Annotated in this window: 17 protein-coding genes and 1 tRNA gene; 11 read left to right on the forward strand and 7 right to left on the reverse strand. The window is 33.9% G+C overall.

The features are described from left to right. On the forward strand, positions 1-657 hold the full coding sequence (locus tag BST92_RS05890; RefSeq protein WP_146105108.1) for a DUF6705 family protein: 657 nt from the start codon (positions 1-3) through the stop codon (positions 655-657). 111 nt (positions 658-768) lie between these two features. Here BST92_RS05890 and BST92_RS05895 read toward each other — a convergent pair. Continuing rightward, positions 769-839, reverse strand: a tRNA-Cys gene (locus BST92_RS05895). 76 nt (positions 840-915) lie between these two features. Then, a complete protein-coding gene (gene folB / locus BST92_RS05900; RefSeq protein WP_105070611.1) occupies positions 916-1,272 on the reverse strand; it encodes a dihydroneopterin aldolase in 357 nt (118 codons plus the stop codon). 78 nt (positions 1,273-1,350) lie between these two features. Between folB and BST92_RS05905 the strand changes: the two genes are divergently transcribed. The 4 genes from BST92_RS05905 (at position 1,351) to BST92_RS05920 (ending at position 4,174) form a co-directional block, all read left to right on the forward strand. Beyond that, entirely contained in the window at positions 1,351-3,030 is a 1,680-nt protein-coding gene (locus BST92_RS05905; RefSeq protein ID WP_105070612.1) for a glutamine--tRNA ligase/YqeY domain fusion protein, read from the forward strand. A gap of 204 nt (positions 3,031-3,234) precedes the next feature. After that, positions 3,235-3,588, forward strand: coding sequence for a YtxH domain-containing protein (locus BST92_RS05910; RefSeq protein ID WP_105070613.1), 354 nt, complete (start codon positions 3,235-3,237; stop codon positions 3,586-3,588). A 9-nt stretch (positions 3,589-3,597) separates the two neighbouring features. Continuing rightward, entirely contained in the window at positions 3,598-3,984 is a 387-nt protein-coding gene (locus BST92_RS05915; RefSeq protein ID WP_105070614.1) for a phage holin family protein, read from the forward strand. Then, complete coding sequence (locus BST92_RS05920) at positions 3,968-4,174, forward strand: DUF6327 family protein (protein ID WP_105070615.1); 207 nt, start codon at positions 3,968-3,970, stop codon at positions 4,172-4,174. Before BST92_RS05915 ends, BST92_RS05920 begins: the two co-directional genes overlap by 17 nt. Before the next feature lie 80 nt (positions 4,175-4,254). On the opposite strand, the gene BST92_RS05925 is transcribed toward BST92_RS05920, so the two are convergent. Beyond that, the gene (locus BST92_RS05925) at positions 4,255-5,223 is read right to left on the reverse strand and encodes an SPFH domain-containing protein (protein WP_105070616.1); all 969 of its coding nucleotides are present in this window, start codon (positions 5,221-5,223) and stop codon (positions 4,255-4,257) included. Between the two features lie 69 nt (positions 5,224-5,292). On the opposite strand from BST92_RS05925, the gene BST92_RS05930 reads away from it, so the two are divergent. Beyond that, entirely contained in the window at positions 5,293-5,928 is a 636-nt protein-coding gene (locus tag BST92_RS05930) for a hypothetical protein (RefSeq protein WP_105070617.1), read from the forward strand. On the opposite strand, the gene gltX is transcribed toward BST92_RS05930, so the two are convergent. Together gltX and BST92_RS05940 are read right to left on the reverse strand one after the other, a co-directional pair. After that, complete coding sequence (gltX, locus tag BST92_RS05935) at positions 5,925-7,442, reverse strand: glutamate--tRNA ligase (RefSeq protein ID WP_105070618.1); 1,518 nt, start codon at positions 7,440-7,442, stop codon at positions 5,925-5,927. The genes BST92_RS05930 and gltX overlap by 4 nt on opposite strands. Positions 7,443-7,552: 110 nt before the next feature. Then, a complete protein-coding gene (locus tag BST92_RS05940; RefSeq protein WP_105070619.1) occupies positions 7,553-8,611 on the reverse strand; it encodes an alkane 1-monooxygenase in 1,059 nt (352 codons plus the stop codon). 130 nt (positions 8,612-8,741) lie between these two features. Between BST92_RS05940 and BST92_RS05945 the strand changes: the two genes are divergently transcribed. Genes BST92_RS05945 through BST92_RS05960 form a run of 4 tightly spaced genes read left to right on the forward strand, consistent with a single transcriptional unit; the run spans position 8,742 to position 15,430 of the window. Then, positions 8,742-12,290, forward strand: coding sequence for a collagen-like protein (locus BST92_RS05945; protein ID WP_105070620.1), 3,549 nt, complete (start codon positions 8,742-8,744; stop codon positions 12,288-12,290). Beyond that, a complete protein-coding gene (gene ybeY / locus BST92_RS05950) occupies positions 12,277-12,696 on the forward strand; it encodes an rRNA maturation RNase YbeY (RefSeq protein WP_105070621.1) in 420 nt (139 codons plus the stop codon). The genes BST92_RS05945 and ybeY overlap by 14 nt, the downstream gene beginning before the upstream one ends. A 2-nt stretch (positions 12,697-12,698) precedes the next feature. After that, on the forward strand, positions 12,699-14,570 hold the full coding sequence (gene mnmG, locus BST92_RS05955; protein ID WP_105070622.1) for a tRNA uridine-5-carboxymethylaminomethyl(34) synthesis enzyme MnmG: 1,872 nt from the start codon (positions 12,699-12,701) through the stop codon (positions 14,568-14,570). A 14-nt stretch (positions 14,571-14,584) separates the two neighbouring features. Further along, on the forward strand, positions 14,585-15,430 hold the full coding sequence (locus BST92_RS05960) for a class I SAM-dependent methyltransferase (protein ID WP_105070623.1): 846 nt from the start codon (positions 14,585-14,587) through the stop codon (positions 15,428-15,430). Between the two features lie 127 nt (positions 15,431-15,557). Here the strand turns inward: BST92_RS05960 and BST92_RS14930 are convergent, their stop codons facing one another. Both BST92_RS14930 and BST92_RS05970 read right to left on the reverse strand, forming a co-directional pair. After that, positions 15,558-15,806, reverse strand: coding sequence for a hypothetical protein (locus BST92_RS14930; RefSeq protein WP_146105109.1), 249 nt, complete (start codon positions 15,804-15,806; stop codon positions 15,558-15,560). Positions 15,807-16,027: 221 nt separating this feature from the next. Beyond that, on the reverse strand, positions 16,028-17,158 hold the full coding sequence (locus BST92_RS05970; protein WP_105070625.1) for a DNA polymerase III subunit: 1,131 nt from the start codon (positions 17,156-17,158) through the stop codon (positions 16,028-16,030). Positions 17,159-17,232: 74 nt separating this feature from the next. Here BST92_RS05970 and BST92_RS05975 point away from each other — a divergent pair, with 74 nt between their 5' ends. Next, the gene (locus BST92_RS05975) at positions 17,233-18,417 is read left to right on the forward strand and encodes a phosphoglycerate kinase (protein WP_105070626.1); all 1,185 of its coding nucleotides are present in this window, start codon (positions 17,233-17,235) and stop codon (positions 18,415-18,417) included. Position 18,418 lies beyond the last annotated feature (1 nt).

Below are 18,418 nucleotides of genomic sequence, written 5' to 3' on the forward strand. Positions count from 1 at the left end.
ATGAAAAAAATACCACACATATTAGTAATACTATTTCTATGTTCTTTCATCGTTTTGAACAATATAATTGATATGAGAAGCATGCAAAGGATTGATGCACCAAACGACGGTTATCAAGATGGAGATTACTATAAAGACATTCATAACGATTTAGATAAATTTGAAGGAGTTTGGCTCTATGATAATGGAATTGATAAAGTAGAAGTAACTATAACAAAATATGAATATCAACAATTTAATTTTGCAAGACCTATATATATTGATAAACTAGGAATCGAATTTAAATATTGGGAAAACGGTGTTTTGATTAAGGAAACTGATCCAAGTTTTCCTTCATCAGAGCAAATAGAAATTATGAATGTTGAAGGAGTTTTAAATCTACCAGGAGCCGTTAATGTAATTGATAATGGTTACTCTTTAGTTTCAGGTTCTTATGATGAACCCTTTGGGACACAAGATTGTAAACGCCCAAATCATACTAATTTAAAATTAGGATATCAGACTAGTTCTAATAATGTAAATGGTGTTACTACAATAGGAAAACTACATTGGAATCTAATAGACCTATATGGTTTAAACCCAAGCGGTGGCTATAACTTTACGTGTGAATATAATTATGTTTTACCAGAAGTAATGATTCTTATAAAACAACCATAATTTAAAAGCAACTGATTTAATCGGAAACCTCAACTTTATCAAAGTTGAGGTTTTTGCTTTTTAAAATAAGGAATAAAAAAATCCCCAATCAGTAAAGATTGAGGATTTCAGAGGCGTCTAGCGGATTCGAACCGCTGTACTAGATTTTGCAGACCCATGCCTAGCCGCTCGGCCAAGACGCCTTTTACGCCCGCAAAAATAACAAAAAAGTTGTCTTTATCACTATTATTAATCAAAAACGCTCTTTAGTGTTGACTTCTAGCGACTTTGCTGCATAGAAATGACCACACTTGCTACATCACCACCTATAGGAGGATTGATTTTTGCCACTTTTACATGTGCTTTTTGTACTAATTGCTCTTCACTTAGAACTCGATCCAGTATTCTTTGTGCGACTTGTTCTAGTAATTTTGAACGTATCTCCATTTCTTCCACTATAATTCTATTAAGTGAAACATAATCCACGGTATCGCTCAGTTCATCAGTCTTAGCGCTTTTTGATAGATCAGCAGTTACTTCTAGATCTACACGATATTCACTACCTATCATAGCCTCTTCATCGAGACATCCATGGTTAGTATAAACCTTTACGTTTTCAAGTATAATTGTATGCATGTGGTAAAGATACTATGAGTATGGTTAGGACTGAAATAAGCTGTAAATTTGTTTTATCTAAATATATTGAAAAGAGCCATGAGTGATACTACTAAACCTAATAACTTCATAGAAGACATTATAGAAGACGATTTAAACAATGGTCTTTCTCAAGATAAATTACGTTTCCGTTTTCCACCAGAACCTAATGGGTTTTTACACATAGGTCACGCTAGCGCAATATGTTTAAACTTTGGGCTAGGAGAGAAGTACAACAGGCCAGTAAATCTGCGTTTTGATGATACTAATCCTGCAAAAGAAGAAGCAAAATATGTAGCTGCGATTCAAAAAGATGTAGAATGGTTAGGCTATAAATGGGATAATCTGTGTTATGCGTCAGACTATTTTCAAGAGCTTTATGACTGGGCTGTTCAAATGATTAAAGACGGAAAAGCTTATGTAGATTCTCAATCTAGTGAAGAAATGGCCGCTCAAAAAGGGACACCTACTCAACCTGGAGTAGATGGACCTTACCGTAATAGAAGTGTGGAAGAAAATCTAGCACTTTTTGAAGGTATGAAGAATGGAGAATATGGTGAAGGAGAACACATCCTGCGTGCTAAAATTGATATGCAGTCTAATAACATGCTCATGCGCGATCCTATCATGTATCGTGTGGTTGATAAAGCACACCATAGAACCGGTACTGACTGGAAAATTTATCCTATGTATGATTGGACACATGGAGAAAGTGATTATCTGGAGCAAATCTCACACTCTTTCTGTACCCTTGAATTTAAGCCTCATAGAGAGCTTTATGACTGGTTCCTTGATCAAGTTATCGATAAAGATAAAATACGTCCTAAACAACGTGAATTTGCCCGTAGAAACGTATCACATACCGTTACCAGTAAACGTAAACTTCAAAAACTAGTAGAAGCTGGTGTTGTTAACGGATGGGATGATCCACGTATGACGACCATATCTGGTTTAAGACGTCGAGGTTACACTCCAGCATCATTAAAAAACTTTGCAGAGTCTATAGGAATCGCAAAACGTGATAACCTAGTAGATATGAACCATCTCGAGTTTCATTTAAGAGATGATTTAAATAAAACTGCAGATCGTGTGATGTGTGTATTAGATCCAGTAAAGCTGGTTATTACTAATTATCCAGACGATCAGGTTGAAATCCTTCAAGCAGAAAATAGTCAAGAAGACGAATCTCGTGGTTTTAGAGAAGTTCCTTTCTCAAAAGAACTTTATATAGAACGTGAAGATTATAGAGAAGAGGCAAACAAGAAATTCTTCCGTTTGAAGAATGGAAAAGAAGTACGTCTTAAGAACGGATATATCATTAAAGGTGAAGGTTGCCTTAAAGATGCAGACGGTAATATTACAGAGATTCACGCCACCTATGATCCAGATTCTAAAAGTGGTAGCGGTACAGAAGCTAGTATGCGCAAGGTAAAAGGTACACTTCACTGGGTAAGTGCTGCTCATGCAGTACCTGTAGAAGTACGTCTTTATGATCGTTTATTTACAGTACCATCACCAGATACAGATAAGGAAAAAGACTTCATGGAGTTTGTTAATCCTAATTCTCTAGAAGTTATTACTGCCATGGCAGAACCTGCAATGAAAAACTTAAAAGTAGGTGACATTGTACAATTCCAACGTATGGGATATTTCTGTGTGGATCCAGATACTACAGAGGATCACATGGTATTCAATCGTACAGTAACCTTGCGAGATACTTGGGCAAAGCTAGAGGACTAGTATTTTCTAAAAATTTTGAATAATTACGCTTTCGCGAAAGCGTATCTTATAAAATCCTTCTTATTTTAACTGTAATTAGTAATAATTTTGTTGATTTAAGAAGGATTTAATATATATACCATAATTGTTAACCGGTTATTAACGTATTTCCATGTACAGTGTGTTTATCTTTGAATTAATTAATAATCAATAAATTAAACGAAGATGGCAAAGACAGGAAACGCATTAGTAGCACTAGTAGCAGGAGCAGCAATAGGAGTAGCAGCTGGCTTACTTTATGCACCAGAAAGTGGTGAGAAAACAAGAAAAAAATTAAAGAAAAAAGCAGATAAAGCACAGCGTGATATCAAAAACCAAGCACAAACTGCTTATGATACTTTAACAACTAAAGCATCAGAATATAAAGGAACTTTAGATGAGCGTTTAGAAACTGCATTATCCACAGCAAGCTTTAAAGCAGATGATGCTATCGTTTCTCTAGAAAGAAAACTAGAACAATTGAGAGCGCAAAACGCAAAATTACAGAAGCCTAAGGTCAACGGAAAAACAACGGTATAAATCTTATTCATGGGAAAAGGTATAAGTGAGAATATTCAAGAATTTACCACCGCTACTCAAAGTTTTATAGAATCATCTATTAACTATCATAAACTCGATCTCTATAAAAAAGTGATGAGTGGCGTGATATCTAGTAGCCATAAATTGCTATTAGGATTTTTTTTACTGATATCAATTCTATTTTTAAGTTTAGCCGCTAGTGTTTATATAGGAGATTTATTAGATAATGCTGCTTTGGGATATTTAATAGTTGGTCTCTTTTATTTCCTTCTAGTTATTCTAGTAGCTTTATTTATGAAACCAGTCATTGAAAAAAGTTTACTGCGCAAGACCAGCCAGCAATTCTTCAATTCTAACGAGGATATAAAAATTGATAAGTATGAGAGTTTACAATAGTTTTGATGAGATAGATAGGGATTTAAGATACTTGCAATTGCAAAAACAAGTGGACCAAGAAACAATGAAACTTAATCTTAATGAGGTAAAGGAAAGTTTATCTGCTGTAGCGGTTTTAACTAGCATAGTGAGTTCTATAGCAAAGAAGGCAGTAATTCTTAAAACAGTTAATAAACTAATAGGAAGATAAAATTGAATTGAAAAAGAAAGTATAAATAAAAAGCACCGCCATAGCGGTGCTTTTTTTATTTTAATAATGATCGATTAACCTTAATCTTTCCAGCCGTCAGCATCATTATTTTTATTGGCTTCAGCCTCTTCTTTATTTTTATTAGTCTTCTTCATTTGCTCACCTATTTGTGCACTTGCTGTAAAACTAGCTATCATGTTGTTTAACATATCACTACCAGCTTGTGGAGAATTAGGTAATAGTATTAAGTTAGACTGTGTTGCCTCACCTATGGATTGTAAAGTATCATAGTGTTGTGTTACTACGATTAAGGCACTTGCTTCTTGAGAATTAATACCTACGTTATTTAAAACATCTACACTTTCTTCTAGTCCACGTGCTATTTCACGACGTTGGTCTGCGATACCTTGACCTTGTAAACGTTTAGATTCAGCCTCGGCACGTGCTTTTGCAACAATTTTGATACGATCAGCTTCAGCTTCATACTCAGCAGCTGTTTTCTCGCGCTCTGCTGCGTTAATACGATTCATTGCAGCCTTTACCTGTACATCTGGATCAATGTCTGTTACAAGTGTTTTAATGATGTCATAACCATAGTCCATCATTGCCTCATTTAATTCACGTTTTACAGCTATTGCAATATCATCTTTCTTTTCAAAGACGTAGTCTAGTTTCATTTTAGGAACCTCTGCACGTACTACATCAAATACATATGATGTGATCTGATCATGTGGGTTTTGTAATCTGTAAAAGGCATCATATACTTTTTCCCTTCTTACTTGAAACTGTACAGATATTTTAAGACGAACAAATACATCATCTTTTGTCTTAGTTTCAACAATTACATCTAGTTGTTGAATTTTAAGATTAATACGTCCTGCAATTTTATCAATTAATGGCACTTTAAACTGAAGTCCAGAATGGCGCATACTGGTAAATTTCCCAAAACGCTCAATTAGTGCAGCTGTCTGTTGTTTTACGGTAAAAATCGAACTGAAAATAAGTAGAAGTATAATCACTCCTAAAATCGGAAATATTAATTGTCCCATAATTGGTGTTTTAAGTTTGTTTAAAGATACAGTACAATTAGTCTTATTTTAGCAGAATAAGTTACACCTATGAAACATATTTTAGCTTTTACAGCTGTTATTTTGTTAGCTTTTTATTCAAATGCTCAAAGAAGACAAGCTTCAAATAATAGACTAGGTATAGCCCTAGACGCTACCTTTTTTAGTTTAAACACTGATGATGTAGCGGTAGATGGTAAAGTAGGGTGGAGTGCTGGATTAGAAACCAGAGGTTCTTCTACACCTTATTGGGATATGATTTTTGGAATACACCTTTTTAATAATAAATTTTCTGTTCAAGAAGCGTTAACGCTAGATGAAATAGACATGAGTGTTATAGGTGCAGAGGTAAAGTTACTATGGGCTTATAAAATTGATAATAGGGAATATCTTTCTTTAGAAATAGGACCTGCCGTATCTTTTAATGGTGAATTTAAAGTAGCAGATAAAAGGTATGAAGACAGTGTTATAACAGGTAGTAGTGCTGTGACTGTATCTTCATTTCAAGAAACATCACCTGTAAATATTAATGGAATAGTCGGTTTAAGTGGTGGATTAGATAAGATTAGATTTTCTGCTCACTACCACTATGCATTTTTAGATGTTTTAAATGGTAAAAACGCTTTAAGCGAAGAACTCAACGGTAATATGAGTTATATCACCGCTGGAGTTCGCTTTTATTTTTAGGATAATTTTTCTATGGCATGTTGAATGCGAGCGATAGTTTCATTTTTACCTATCATACTTGCTATCTCAAAGACATCTGGTCCCATCAAACTACCTACTAATGATAGTCTTAATGGCATCATTACCTTACCAAATCCCATTTCTTGACTAGTTATCCAGCCTTTAATTGCGTTACTTAAACCAGTTGCGCTATCATCAGTGCAATCCTCGATGATTTTAATCACATCTGTCATTATACTAGTAGTATCATCTTTCCAAGCTTTTTTAGCCGCTTTTTCATCATAAGAATCAGGTGCGGTAAAGAAAAAACCAGCTAGTTCAAAAAGATCTTCTGTAAATACAGCACGTTCTTTTACTAGACCACAAACTATGTTTACATATTCTTGTGATCCATAATCGATACCTTTTTCTTCTAACGCTTTCGCAAAAGCGGCACCTATAACAGCATCATCTTGTGCAACATACCATTGTTGTTGAAACCATTTTGCTTTTTCTGGGTCATATTTTGCACCAGAACTATTTACCTTTTCTAGACTGAAAGCTTGAACTAATTCTTCAAGGCTGAAAATCTCTTGTTCTGTACCTGGATTCCATCCTAAGAAAGCCAATATATTGATCATCGTTTCTGGAAGAAAACCATCTTGTTTAAATCCTGTAGAAAGCTCTCCACTTTTAGGGTCTTTCCATTCTAATGGGAATACAGAAAAGCCCATTTTATCACCATCGCGCTTACTTAATTTTCCTTTTCCGGTAGGTTTAAGTATTAATGGTAGGTGAGCAAACTTAGGTCGTTCCCATCCAAAGCTTTCATAAAGCAATACATGTAAAGCCATGCTAGGCAGCCATTCTTCACCACGTATCACGTGAGAAATTTTCATATCATGGTCATCTACCACATTAGCAAGGTGGTAAGTAGGCATCCCATCACTTTTAAATAGTACTTTGTCATCGATAAGTGAGGTGTCTATTTCAATCCCTTTACGAATTTCATCAAACATGTGTAATGTTTTCAACTCTGGCTTAAAACGGATTACATAATCATCTCCTCTTGCGATACGTTCTTCAACCTCACTACTTGTTAAGGTTAGAGAATTGGTAAAATCGTTACGATTGTTATGATTGTATATAAAAGTTTCCTTTTTTGCTTCTGCATTTTCACGAGCCGTTTGCAATTCTTGTGCAGTATCAAATGCATAATAGGCGGCACCTTTTTCTATAAGGTCTAGCGCATATTGTTTATACATTGATTTACGTTCACTTTGTCTATAAGGTCCGCAGTCTCCTTCTTTTCCTGGTCCTTCATCATATGGAATATGACACCAGTTTAAGGCATCAATAATATAATCTTCGGCACCTTCTACATACCTATTTTGATCAGTATCTTCAATACGTAATACAAAAATACCATTGTGTTTTTTTGCAAATAAATAATTGAACAATGCTGTTCTAACACCACCTATATGTAATGGTCCGGTTGGACTAGGTGCAAATCTTACTCTAACTGGAGTGCTCATTATAGCCGTTTTTAAAGCTGCAAAGATAATATTTGTAAGTTATGAGTTCAGTGTTAACAGTTAAGACTTTCTCAAGAAAGTGGTTCTCTATGGCTATGGAAGGACAATTACTAATTTTTATTTTTAGATAATTCTATCATTTCTTGTGGTACATGTTTATTAACAATTAAAAACCATAATGGTGGTATCGTTGCTATAACCATCATAGTAGGATATCCATAGGGTAGTTGTGGACTGTTTTCATGATAATCTAAAAGTTGATACTTTTTATTTGCTCGATAATGATGATCACTATGTCTAGTAAGTTCATAAAGTAATATTCTGCCCAGTGCATGGTTAGAGTTCCAGCTATGTATTTCTTTTACTACTTCATATCTTCCAGACTTTTTTTTAGCTCTTCTCAATCCATAATGCTCTAGGTAGTTAATAATCTCTAGTAAGGTAAAACCTATAAATGCAATACCTATAGCTATCATTGTGGTCATCCACGAGAATAAAATTCCTATCGTTAGTAAATAACTCAATTGTATAATTGTAAACCACAACATATCATTTTTAATAGAATAGAATGATTGATCTTTTACTTTCAATAATCTCTTTTGAATACTCCATGAGTTCTTATATTGATTGATAACAGAACGCCACCAAAATGCATAAAAATTCTCGTTATATCTTGCACTTGCTGGATCTTCAGGTGTAGCAGCATTTAAATGGTGGCCATAATTATGTTCAATGTAAAAATGCATGTAGAGACTAGGTAATAACAGTATTTTGCCTAAAAATCGTTCCCAAGATTCTTGTCTATGTCCTAATTCATGTGCAACGTTAATGCCGTTGCTACCAGCCACTATTCCTAATGTAAAGATCAAACCTATTACTTCATAAGTTTCAAAATTGCCGATGGAATACGTGTATAAACCATAAATGAGAACACTAAATATGATAGGTACGTTTAACCACAGTAAAATGTCAAATAATTTATTTTTCAACTTACTCTCTTTACTTTCCGCATCTAAATTGCTAGTTAAAGATGGCATGATTAGTTCAATTAATGGTACAATTGTAAAAACCATCAATGGGGTAAGATATAAAGCAGATCCTCTATAATAAATACCAATCACACACAAAATAGGAACGATATATGCGGTTAGGTATTTGAGATCTTTCATGAGTAGGATGATTAAACTATTGAAATTTTAAGCTCGTAATTTTCTTAAAGAACAAGTTCTAATATACACCATATCATAAACATCGTGCTCATTGCGTTATATTTACCCTACATAGACGACATATTAAGTGATGAATAACTTTCAAATAATAGAGCACAAGCTCAAACTTTTTATTAAAAAATATTACACAAATGAGATCATTCGTGGTATTATTTTATTTCTAGCGATAGGATTATTGTACTTTCTATTTACTGCCGTTATCGAGCATTTTTTATGGTTGAGTTCGACAGGTAGAACAATTTTATTTGGCCTTTTTGTTTTAGTACAGGCAACATTATTGTTTAAATTTATTGGTATCCCATTAGCGAGGCTGTTCAAATTATTTTCAGGAATTGATTTTAGAGATGCCAGTAATATGATTGGAACTCATTTTCCTGAAGTATCAGATAAATTAATCAATGTATTACAATTACATAAAAACGGTGGAGATGATGAGCTTACTTGGGCCAGTATTAATCAAAAAAGTGAAGAGCTTAAACCTATTCCTTTTTCTCTTGCTATTGATTTTAAAAAAAATACTGCATATTTAAAGTATTTAGCCATACCTGTACTCATCATTGCAGTCTTATTTTTTACGGGTAATAATGATGTAATCACTGAAAGCACAAAACGTGTTGCTAATTTTAATAATGAGTATATCCCGCCAGCACCATTTACTTTTACACTGCTTAATGATGATTTAAATACATTACAAAAAAGAGACTTTAAACTTAATGTTGATGTTTCTGGGAGGACTATTCCAGAGAACGCAAGTATCCATTTTAATGATCAAACTTATTATCTAACTCAAGAAGCTCCTGGTAGATTTAGTTTTATATTCAATAACCCTTCTGTAAACACACCGTTTTATCTCAAGGCTAACGAGGTAAGGAGTGAAGAATTTGAGTTAAAGGTAGATGCAGTTCCTTCCATAAATAAGTTTGAACTATTTATAGATTATCCATCTTACACTGGTAAAAAAGATGAAATTATTAAAAGTACCGGTAATGCTTTGGTTCCACAGGGAACTAAAATAACTTGGAGATTACAGACCGTTGCTACAGATCGCGTTGAATTTAAATCGAGTAATGCTGTAGAATCTTTCCAAAAGGATGATAATGAATTCGCTTTCGCGAAAGCGATATTAAAACCACTTAAATATGCAATTTCAACTTCAAATATAAATGCTAGGGATTATGAAGAATTAAACTTTAAAATAGATGTTACTAAGGATGACTACCCAGAGTTAACCATGGAAATGAAGAAAGATAGTATTCAGGAAGATATTCTTCACTTCAGAGGACAAGTCGCAGATGATTATGGGATTAAAAAAATACAACTTGTCTATTATGAGAGTGATAGTAATACTAATCGACAGATCTATGAGATAGGTAAAAACCGTGGAACATTTGATCAGTTCTTATTTACTTTTCCTGATAACCTACCTTTAACAGGTGGTAAAAACTATCAATTTTATTTTGAAGTAATTGATAATGACGCTGTTAATAATTTTAAAAGTTCAAAAAGTCAAGTTTACGGGTTTAAAAAATCTACTAAGAAGGAAGAAGAACAACTACAACTACAAGATCAAAAGAAATCATTAGAAGAATTAGAAAAGTCATTAAAGGAACAGGATAAACAGCAAGAAGAACTAAAAGAAATTAGTCAAGAACAAATTGAAAAAAAGCAACGAGGTTTTAATGATAAGAAAAAATTAGAACAAGCACTTAAAAATCAACAAGAACAAGAACGTGAAATGCGTCAGCAAATGGAAAAAATGAGGGATAACTTAGAAAAGTCTAATCCTCAAAAAGATCCTATGAAAGAGGCTTTAAAAGAACGTTTACAGCAAAGTGAAGAAGAGATTAAGAAAAATGAAGAGCTTCTTAAAGAACTGCAAGAATATCAAGATAAGTTGAGTAAAGAGGATTTAAAAGAAAAACTAGAAAAAGCTCAGAAGAATTCAAAACAACAAAAGCGTAATCTCAAACAACTGTTAGAGCTCACAAAGATGTATTATGTGACCCAAAAGTATGAGCAAATGATTAATAAGCTTAAGGATTTATCTACTAAACAAGAAGAGCAATCTAAAAAGAAAGGTGACGATAATAAGAAGGTTGATCAAGATTCTTTAAATCAAGAATATAAAGATTGGGAAAAGGAATTACAGGAACTGGAGAAAGAAAATAACGGTCTTAAAAAACCTATGAAGTTGGATTTTGATCCACTTAATTCTCCTGAGATTAAGGAAGAACAACAACAGTCTAGTGAATATCTTGAGAATTCTAAAACTCCGGAAGCTAGTAAAAAGCAAAAAAGTGCAGCAGATAAAATGAGACAGCAAGCTCAAGCTATGCAAGCTCAAATGAGTTCTGGTAAATCAGAAAAAATGAAAGAAGATGCTGACATGTTGCGTCAGATATTAGATAATCTGATTGTGTTTTCAAAAGAACAAGAAAACGTTCTTAATGGTGTTAAGAGTCTAAATAGAAATAGTCCAAATTTTGGTAAAAAACTTAAAATCCAGAAGGATTTAGAAAGAGCTTTTAAACATGTTGATGATAGTTTATTTGCCCTTGCATCACGTAATCCCGAGGTTGGTATTGATATTAATAGAGAAGTTACTGATATTTACTATTATATAGATAAATCTTTGACTCAACTTAGTGATTTTGAGATGGATAAAGGTCAGATTTCACAACAATTTACTCTTAATGGTGCTAATAAGCTCGCTAACATGCTTAGTAGTGTAATGGATGCGATGAATAATGCTATGGCATTACCTGGTAAAGGTGAAGGAGAACCTGGTGAAGGACAAAGTTCTGGTTTTCAATTACCAGATATTATAAAAAAACAAGAATCCTTAATGAAGGAAGGTGATCAAGGTGAAGAAGGCGCTAATGGTGAAAAGCCTGGTAAAGGTGATGGCAAAAAACCTGGTGATGGTCAGCCTGGTGATTCTGGTCCACCTGGACAAGGTGGGAAGAATGGTCAGGAAGGTCAATCTGGTGAAGGTGGTGAATCCGGACAAGGTGGCCAAAGTGGGCAAGGCGGAAAGGATGGAACGGGTAGTACAGGTGAATCTGGACAAGGTGGTTCTAATGATCAAGGTGGTCAAGGTTCAAATGGGGAAGGTTCTGGTAGTGATGGTGTCAATGGAATTGAAGGTTCAGGTAATGCTTCTGGAGCGGAAGAAGAAAAATCTGGATACCGAGAATCTGAGGAAGAAAGTGCTAGAATTTATGAAATTTATAAAAGGCAACAAGAGTTAAGAAATCAACTAGAGAACATGATCCGTCAGGAAGGTTTAGAAGGCATTGTTGATGATATTACAGATAAGATGAAATCTGTCGAACGCAAGCTTTTAGATCAAGGATTTAATCGTGATGTTCAAAATCAGATGATGGAAATTCAACATGATTTATTAAAACTTAAGGATGCAGGATTAGAACAAGGAAAAGAAGATCAACGTGAGGCTAATACTAATCGTAAGGTCTATAATAACCCTACTAATTCAACATTACCAGACGCATCTATGTATTTCAATAGTAAGGAGATTTTAAATAGACAAGTACTACCTTTGCAACAACAATATAAAAAGAAGGTAAAGGAGTATTTCAAAGAAGATGGTAGACTTTAATTATCAATTTAATTTTGAATTATCTAAGGAGTTGGATTATTCAAAATGGTTGGAAGCTGTAGCTGTTTCTGAGCAAAAATCTATAGGTGATCTATCTTATGTATTCTGTACTGATGATTTTCTTTTAGAATTAAATAAGAAGTATCTAGATCATGATACATTAACAGATATCATCACATTCGACTATTGTGATGATTACTTAATTCATGGAGAAATTTATATTTCAGTGGATAGGGTAAAGGATAATGCTAAGGATTTTAATGTAACTTTTAATGATGAGTTATTAAGAGTTATGGTGCATGGACTTCTTCATTTATGTGGCTATGGAGATAAGTCAGATTTTGAAAAGAGTTATATGCGTTCTAAGGAGAATGAAAAAATTAAAATGTTTCACGTGAAACAATAGGTATGTTTGATAAAGAATATGATGTAATAGTTGTTGGTGCTGGTCATGCAGGAAGTGAGGCTGCTGCCGTTGCTGCAAATATGGGTTCTAGTACCTTACTAGTAACTATGAATTTGGAAACTATAGGCCAAATGTCTTGTAATCCTGCTATGGGCGGTATTGCAAAAGGGCAAATTGTAAGAGAGATTGATGCTTTGGGTGGTTTAAGTGGTATCGTTTCTGATAAAAGCGCCATACAATTTAAGATGCTCAATCAATCTAAAGGTCCGGCTATGTGGTCTCCTAGAACCCAAAACGATCGAATGCGTTTTTCTGAAGAATGGAGAATGCAGTTGGAAGCCATTCCTTTATTAGATTTCTATCAAGAAATGGTTTCTGGACTGTTGATTGAAGGTGAAAAAGTGGTAGGTGTCCGTACATCGTTAGGTATTGAAATAAGATCTAAGTCTGTAGTTCTTACCAATGGTACTTTTTTGAATGGTTTGATTCATATAGGTGATAAACAGTTCGGTGGTGGTAGGGCAGGAGAACGTGCCTCTACAGGAATTACAGGTCAACTTGTTGAGCTAGGATTTGAATCGGGTAGAATGAAAACTGGAACTCCTCCAAGAGTTGATGGTCGCTCGTTAGACTATTCTAAAATGGAACCACAGCCTGGTGATGCTGTCACTTCTAAGTTTAGTTATAGTAATCTAACAACATGTTTGAAACATCAAAGAGATTGTCACATGACCTACACTAGTCCTGAAGTGCATAATTTATTGCGTGAAGGTTTTGATAGATCTCCCATGTTTAATGGTAGGATTAAATCGTTGGGTCCACGATATTGTCCGAGTATTGAAGATAAAATAGACCGTTTTGCAGATAAGGATAGACATCAACTTTTTGTGGAACCTGAAGGTTGGAATACCTGTGAGGTTTATGTGAATGGTTTTAGTACATCTTTACCTGAGGATGTACAATTTAGAGCTTTACGTAGTGTAGTTGGTTTTGAAAACGTCAAATTTTTCAGACCTGGTTATGCTATAGAATATGATTATTTTCCACCTACCCAATTAAAACATACTTTAGAGACTAAGCTTATTGACGGATTATATTTTGCTGGTCAGATTAATGGTACGACTGGATATGAAGAAGCTGCTTCCCAAGGTTTAATGGCCGGTATTAATGCTGTACGCAAGATAAGGGAAGAAGAGGCTTTTATACTTAAGAGAGATGAAGCTTATATAGGCGTTCTTGTCGATGATTTAATAACTAAAGGTACAGAAGAACCTTATAGAATGTTCACATCACGAGCCGAATATAGAACTTTGTTAAGACAAGATAATGCTGATTTAAGATTGACACCTAGAGCAGTTGAATTAGGTATTGTTACTGATGAAGCTCTAAAAAGAGTTGATCGTAAGGCTACAGAATCAGAAAAAATGGTTCAATTTTTACGAGATACTAGTTACGATTTTAAAGAAATGAATAACTTATTAGTGACTAAAGGAAGTAAGCAGGTTACTCAAAATGATAAATTATTTAAAGTTTTTTCAAGGCCGCAAATCAATCTAGAAGATATAAAAACAATTTCACAGGTAAAAGAATATCTAGAAGCTAATGATCTAGATGATGATATTCTAGAGCAAGTTGAAGTTCATGTTAAATATGCGGGCTACATTGCCAAAGAAAAAGACAACGCCGATAAGTTACATAGATTAGAAAATGTAAAGATTCCATCTGACTATGATTTCAAATCTATCAAGTCACTTTCTTATGAAGCACGTGAAAAATTAACTGCAATTCAACCGGCAACAGTTTCTCAAGCATCTCGTATTTCAGGGGTTTCACCTAGTGACATTTCTGTTTTATTGGTACATATGGGTAGATAGTTTCACGTGGAACAATGAAAAAAGAAACCTCTTACTCACAACTATTTTTAAAGTTAAAAGACTATTTTTTAACTCAAGAATCATTTGAACTTTATAAGGATCCATCAACAGGAGTTCTTAAAACTATTCCACATCCTAAAAATGTTGATGCATATTATGAGAGTGAAGATTATCTATCCCACGATGATTCTCAGACCTCTTTTTTTGCAAAGTGTTATCAGTTTGCTAAAAGGTGGAACTTAAAAAGTAAAAAACAGTTGATTGCAAAGTATGCAATGAACGGAAAAATTCTGGATATAGGTGCTGGAGTAGGAGATGTTGTAGCCATTTTAAAAAATGCAGGTTACGATGCTATAGGTTATGAGCCTAGTGAAAAGGCAAGATCATTTGCTGCAAGAAAAGGAATCATGCTTTTAAATCAAACAGATTCTATAGAGTCTAAAAGTATTAAGGTAATCAGTATGTATCATGTTCTTGAACATGTGCCTGATTTTGAAAAGCAAATTCATCAAATTCAAAACTGGTTATCAAAAGATGGAATTCTTATTTTAGCATTGCCTAATTATAATTCATTTGACGCAAAATTTTTTAAAAAAGAATGGGCTGGATATGACGTTCCTCGTCACTTATATCATTTCAATAAAGAAGCTATAGGAAATATCTTTCAAGATCGTTTTGAATTACTAACTACAAAACCGATGTGGTTTGACAGTTTATATGTTTCCATACTATCTGCACGTTATCAGAAAAGAAAATTTTCCTTTCTTTATGGTTTATGTATTGGATTATTATCTAATTGTGCTGCGGTGTTCACTAATGAGCCTTCTTCATTAGTTTACGTGCTTAGAAAACGATTTTAAAGCTTTTTAAGAAGCTTTTACAAAATTTATTACAATAGTGTTTAATATTATTTAAAAGCCTGTATAAACTCTTTTAATTAAGAGGTTTTTAATAGGTTTAAATTATTTTAGATATACAAACAATAGTTTATATTGATTGTATCCAAAATAGACCGAAAACCACGAGAAGAAAATAAATTGCTGTTCTTCCTGCACCACGATAATCCTGTAAAATTCTTAACCCGATAAGTAGAATTAAGAAAAGGACTCCAGTAATAATTAATCCTATTTCGCTTAAGGAGATATCTTGATCAACAATTATATCATAAATTCCCAAAGCTAGAATTGAGGTTACAATTATCTCAAGACCTAAAATGATAATTAATGATAATTTCACCAAAAAAGGTGGTAGATGGTTTTTATACATTAATACATAATCCTTGAGAGTTTTATTCCAAACAAATAATTTTTCATAAGCAGAAATAATTATTGTTAACAGCAAAAAAACTAAAATTAAAATGGGACCTGAATAAGTAATCAATAGAAAGAATTTTTAACGAAAGGTAAAATTACTACCTTTTTATAATTAATTCCTAATTTTCAACATGTTAACTACTTTTAAGCAGATTTATGAATAAGACGAGTAAGTCCTATTGCTAGGTCTGTTAAAATGACTTTACCATTACCATTTCTTTCAATATGGTAAATAGCCTTCTCTATTTCATCACTGATAGGTTGAATACGATGACCTTCTATAAATGGAGCAAACTTTTCTAATTTAAAATCGGGCATTTGCGGTGTTAAATAAACTGCACTTTTTGCCTTATAATTAAGCAGCATTGCTTGTCTAAAGTATTCTAGACAGTACAATAGAAATCGTTTTTGGGTTTCTCGATTAGTTGCGGCTACCATATCTGCCCAAGCAATTAAATCATTAATAGCTGACTTGCGTCCACGTGCTGCAAATGCAGTACGCACCCAAGTCACAAACCATTTTTCAAAATCAATATCTTCAGATATATTATTTATGGATTGAACAGCTTTATTATAATCACCATTAGACTGTCTTGCAATCTGTTGGGCACGAGTTATTTCTAATCCATTTCTTTCAATTAGTCCGTTAGCGATAGATTCACTATTTAATTTAGGAACATGTAAAAGCTGGCATCTCGATTTTATCGTATTAATAATTTGATCCTCATCTTCAGCAATAAGTAAGAATACCGTTTTTGCTGGCGGCTCTTCAATTAATTTCAATAATTTGTTAGAAGCTTCAGTATTTAACTTATCAGCACCCCAAATAATTAAAACCTTATATCCACCTTCATAAGATTTAAGACTTAATTTAGATACAATCCTTTTAGCCTCATCTACACCTATCTTACTTTGCTTTTTTTCAATTTCTATGGCTTGATACCAGTCTGCTAGACTTCCATAGGGTTGTGTTGTTAAGAATTCTCGCCATTCGGCTATATAGTCATCAGATACTGCTTTATCTTTAATACGTGCATTATTTGCGACTGGATAAGCAAAATGTAAATCTGGATGTGCGATTTGATCCATTTGTGTATCACATCTATCATTATCTTCACTACATAATATACTTCTCGCATACACTAGTGCTAGCGGTAATACACCGCTACCTGTAGGACCTATCATTAATTGTGCGTGTGCAATCCTACCGTTAATAACAGTCGTTTGTAAATGTCTCTTTAAATGTTCTAGACCTATGATATCTTGATATCGCATATTGCAAATATAAAAGTATAGGCGCGAGGTTGTATCATAACCGCTATATTTGTCACCATTCACAACATATAACTATGAAGACGATTAACGATATCAATTTTAAGGATAAAAAAGCCCTAGTAAGAGTAGACTTTAATGTACCTCTCAATGATAATTTTGAAGTGACAGATACCACTCGTATCCACGCAGCAAAAGATACCATCATTAAAATATTAGAAGATGAAGGATCTGTCATATTAATGTCACATCTAGGTCGTCCTAAAGGAAATCAAGAGGAATTTTCATTAAAGCATATTGTAGCAGCAGCTACAGATATCTTAGGTGTACAAGTTAAATTTGTCGAAGATTGTATAGGTGATGCTGCTCAACAAGCAGCTGCAAATTTGCAACCTTGTGAGGTTTTATTGTTAGAAAACCTAAGGTTTTATAGTGAAGAAACTGCTGGTGATGCCTCTTTCGCGAAAGCGTTATCTCAATTAGGTAACGTTTATGTAAACGACGCATTTGGTACCGCACATAGAGCACATGCTTCTACAGCAATAATTGCTCAATATTTTGATGAAAAATGCTTTGGTCACTTAATGACAAGAGAGATTGAGAGCTTGAATAAAGTGCTGGAAACTCCAGATAAACCAGTTGTGGCTATTTTAGGAGGCGCAAAAGTTTCATCAAAAATTACCGTTATTGAGAATATACTGGATAAGGTAGATGATCTTATTATCGCAGGTGGTATGGCATACACTTTTATTAAAGCACAAGGTGGAAAGATAGGAGACTCTCTTTGCGAAGATGATAAAATGGAACTAGCACTTGAAATACTTGAAAAAGCCAAATCAAAAAATACAAATATACATTTACCAGTAGACGCTATCACTGCCGATGCCTTTTCTGAACATGCAACTATAGATAATGCGGCTATAGATGCTATACCTAACGGTTGGATGGGATTAGATATAGGAGAAAAATCTAGATCACAATTTCATACAGTATTAATGCAGGCCAAAACCATCTTGTGGAATGGTCCAGCAGGTGTTTTTGAATTAGAGCCTTTTTCACATGGAACAATTTCTCTAGGAAAATCTGTCGCTGCGTCTACTGCAGCAGGAGCATTTTCTTTAGTAGGTGGTGGTGACTCAGTTGCAGCAGTAAAGCAATTTGGTTTTGATAATCAAGTAAGTTATGTCTCAACCGGTGGTGGTGCCATGCTAGAAATGCTAGAAGGTAAAACTCTACCTGGTATAGCCGCTATATTAGATTAAT

Source organism: Nonlabens arenilitoris (genome assembly GCF_002954765.1).
GTDB classification, from domain to species: Bacteria; Bacteroidota; Bacteroidia; order Flavobacteriales; family Flavobacteriaceae; genus Nonlabens; species Nonlabens arenilitoris.

Bases quoted from the DNA above. Each gene is read 5' to 3' on its own strand.
- BST92_RS05890 (WP_146105108.1), top strand. From the start codon at position 1: ATGAAAAAAATACCACACATATTAGTAATACTATTTCTATGTTCTTTC.
- folB (WP_105070611.1), bottom strand. From the start codon at position 1,272: ATGCATACAATTATACTTGAAAACGTAAAGGTTTATACTAACCATGGA.
- BST92_RS05905 (WP_105070612.1), top strand. From the start codon at position 1,351: ATGAGTGATACTACTAAACCTAATAACTTCATAGAAGACATTATAGAA.
- BST92_RS05910 (WP_105070613.1), top strand. From the start codon at position 3,235: ATGGCAAAGACAGGAAACGCATTAGTAGCACTAGTAGCAGGAGCAGCA.
- BST92_RS05915 (WP_105070614.1), top strand. From the start codon at position 3,598: ATGGGAAAAGGTATAAGTGAGAATATTCAAGAATTTACCACCGCTACT.
- BST92_RS05920 (WP_105070615.1), top strand. From the start codon at position 3,968: ATGAGAGTTTACAATAGTTTTGATGAGATAGATAGGGATTTAAGATAC.
- BST92_RS05925 (WP_105070616.1), bottom strand. From the start codon at position 5,223: ATGGGACAATTAATATTTCCGATTTTAGGAGTGATTATACTTCTACTT.
- BST92_RS05930 (WP_105070617.1), top strand. From the start codon at position 5,293: ATGAAACATATTTTAGCTTTTACAGCTGTTATTTTGTTAGCTTTTTAT.
- gltX (WP_105070618.1), bottom strand. From the start codon at position 7,442: ATGAGCACTCCAGTTAGAGTAAGATTTGCACCTAGTCCAACCGGACCA.
- BST92_RS05940 (WP_105070619.1), bottom strand. From the start codon at position 8,611: ATGAAAGATCTCAAATACCTAACCGCATATATCGTTCCTATTTTGTGT.
- BST92_RS05945 (WP_105070620.1), top strand. From the start codon at position 8,742: ATGAATAACTTTCAAATAATAGAGCACAAGCTCAAACTTTTTATTAAA.
- ybeY (WP_105070621.1), top strand. From the start codon at position 12,277: ATGGTAGACTTTAATTATCAATTTAATTTTGAATTATCTAAGGAGTTG.
- mnmG (WP_105070622.1), top strand. From the start codon at position 12,699: ATGTTTGATAAAGAATATGATGTAATAGTTGTTGGTGCTGGTCATGCA.
- BST92_RS05960 (WP_105070623.1), top strand. From the start codon at position 14,585: ATGAAAAAAGAAACCTCTTACTCACAACTATTTTTAAAGTTAAAAGAC.
- BST92_RS05970 (WP_105070625.1), bottom strand. From the start codon at position 17,158: ATGCGATATCAAGATATCATAGGTCTAGAACATTTAAAGAGACATTTA.
- BST92_RS05975 (WP_105070626.1), top strand. From the start codon at position 17,233: ATGAAGACGATTAACGATATCAATTTTAAGGATAAAAAAGCCCTAGTA.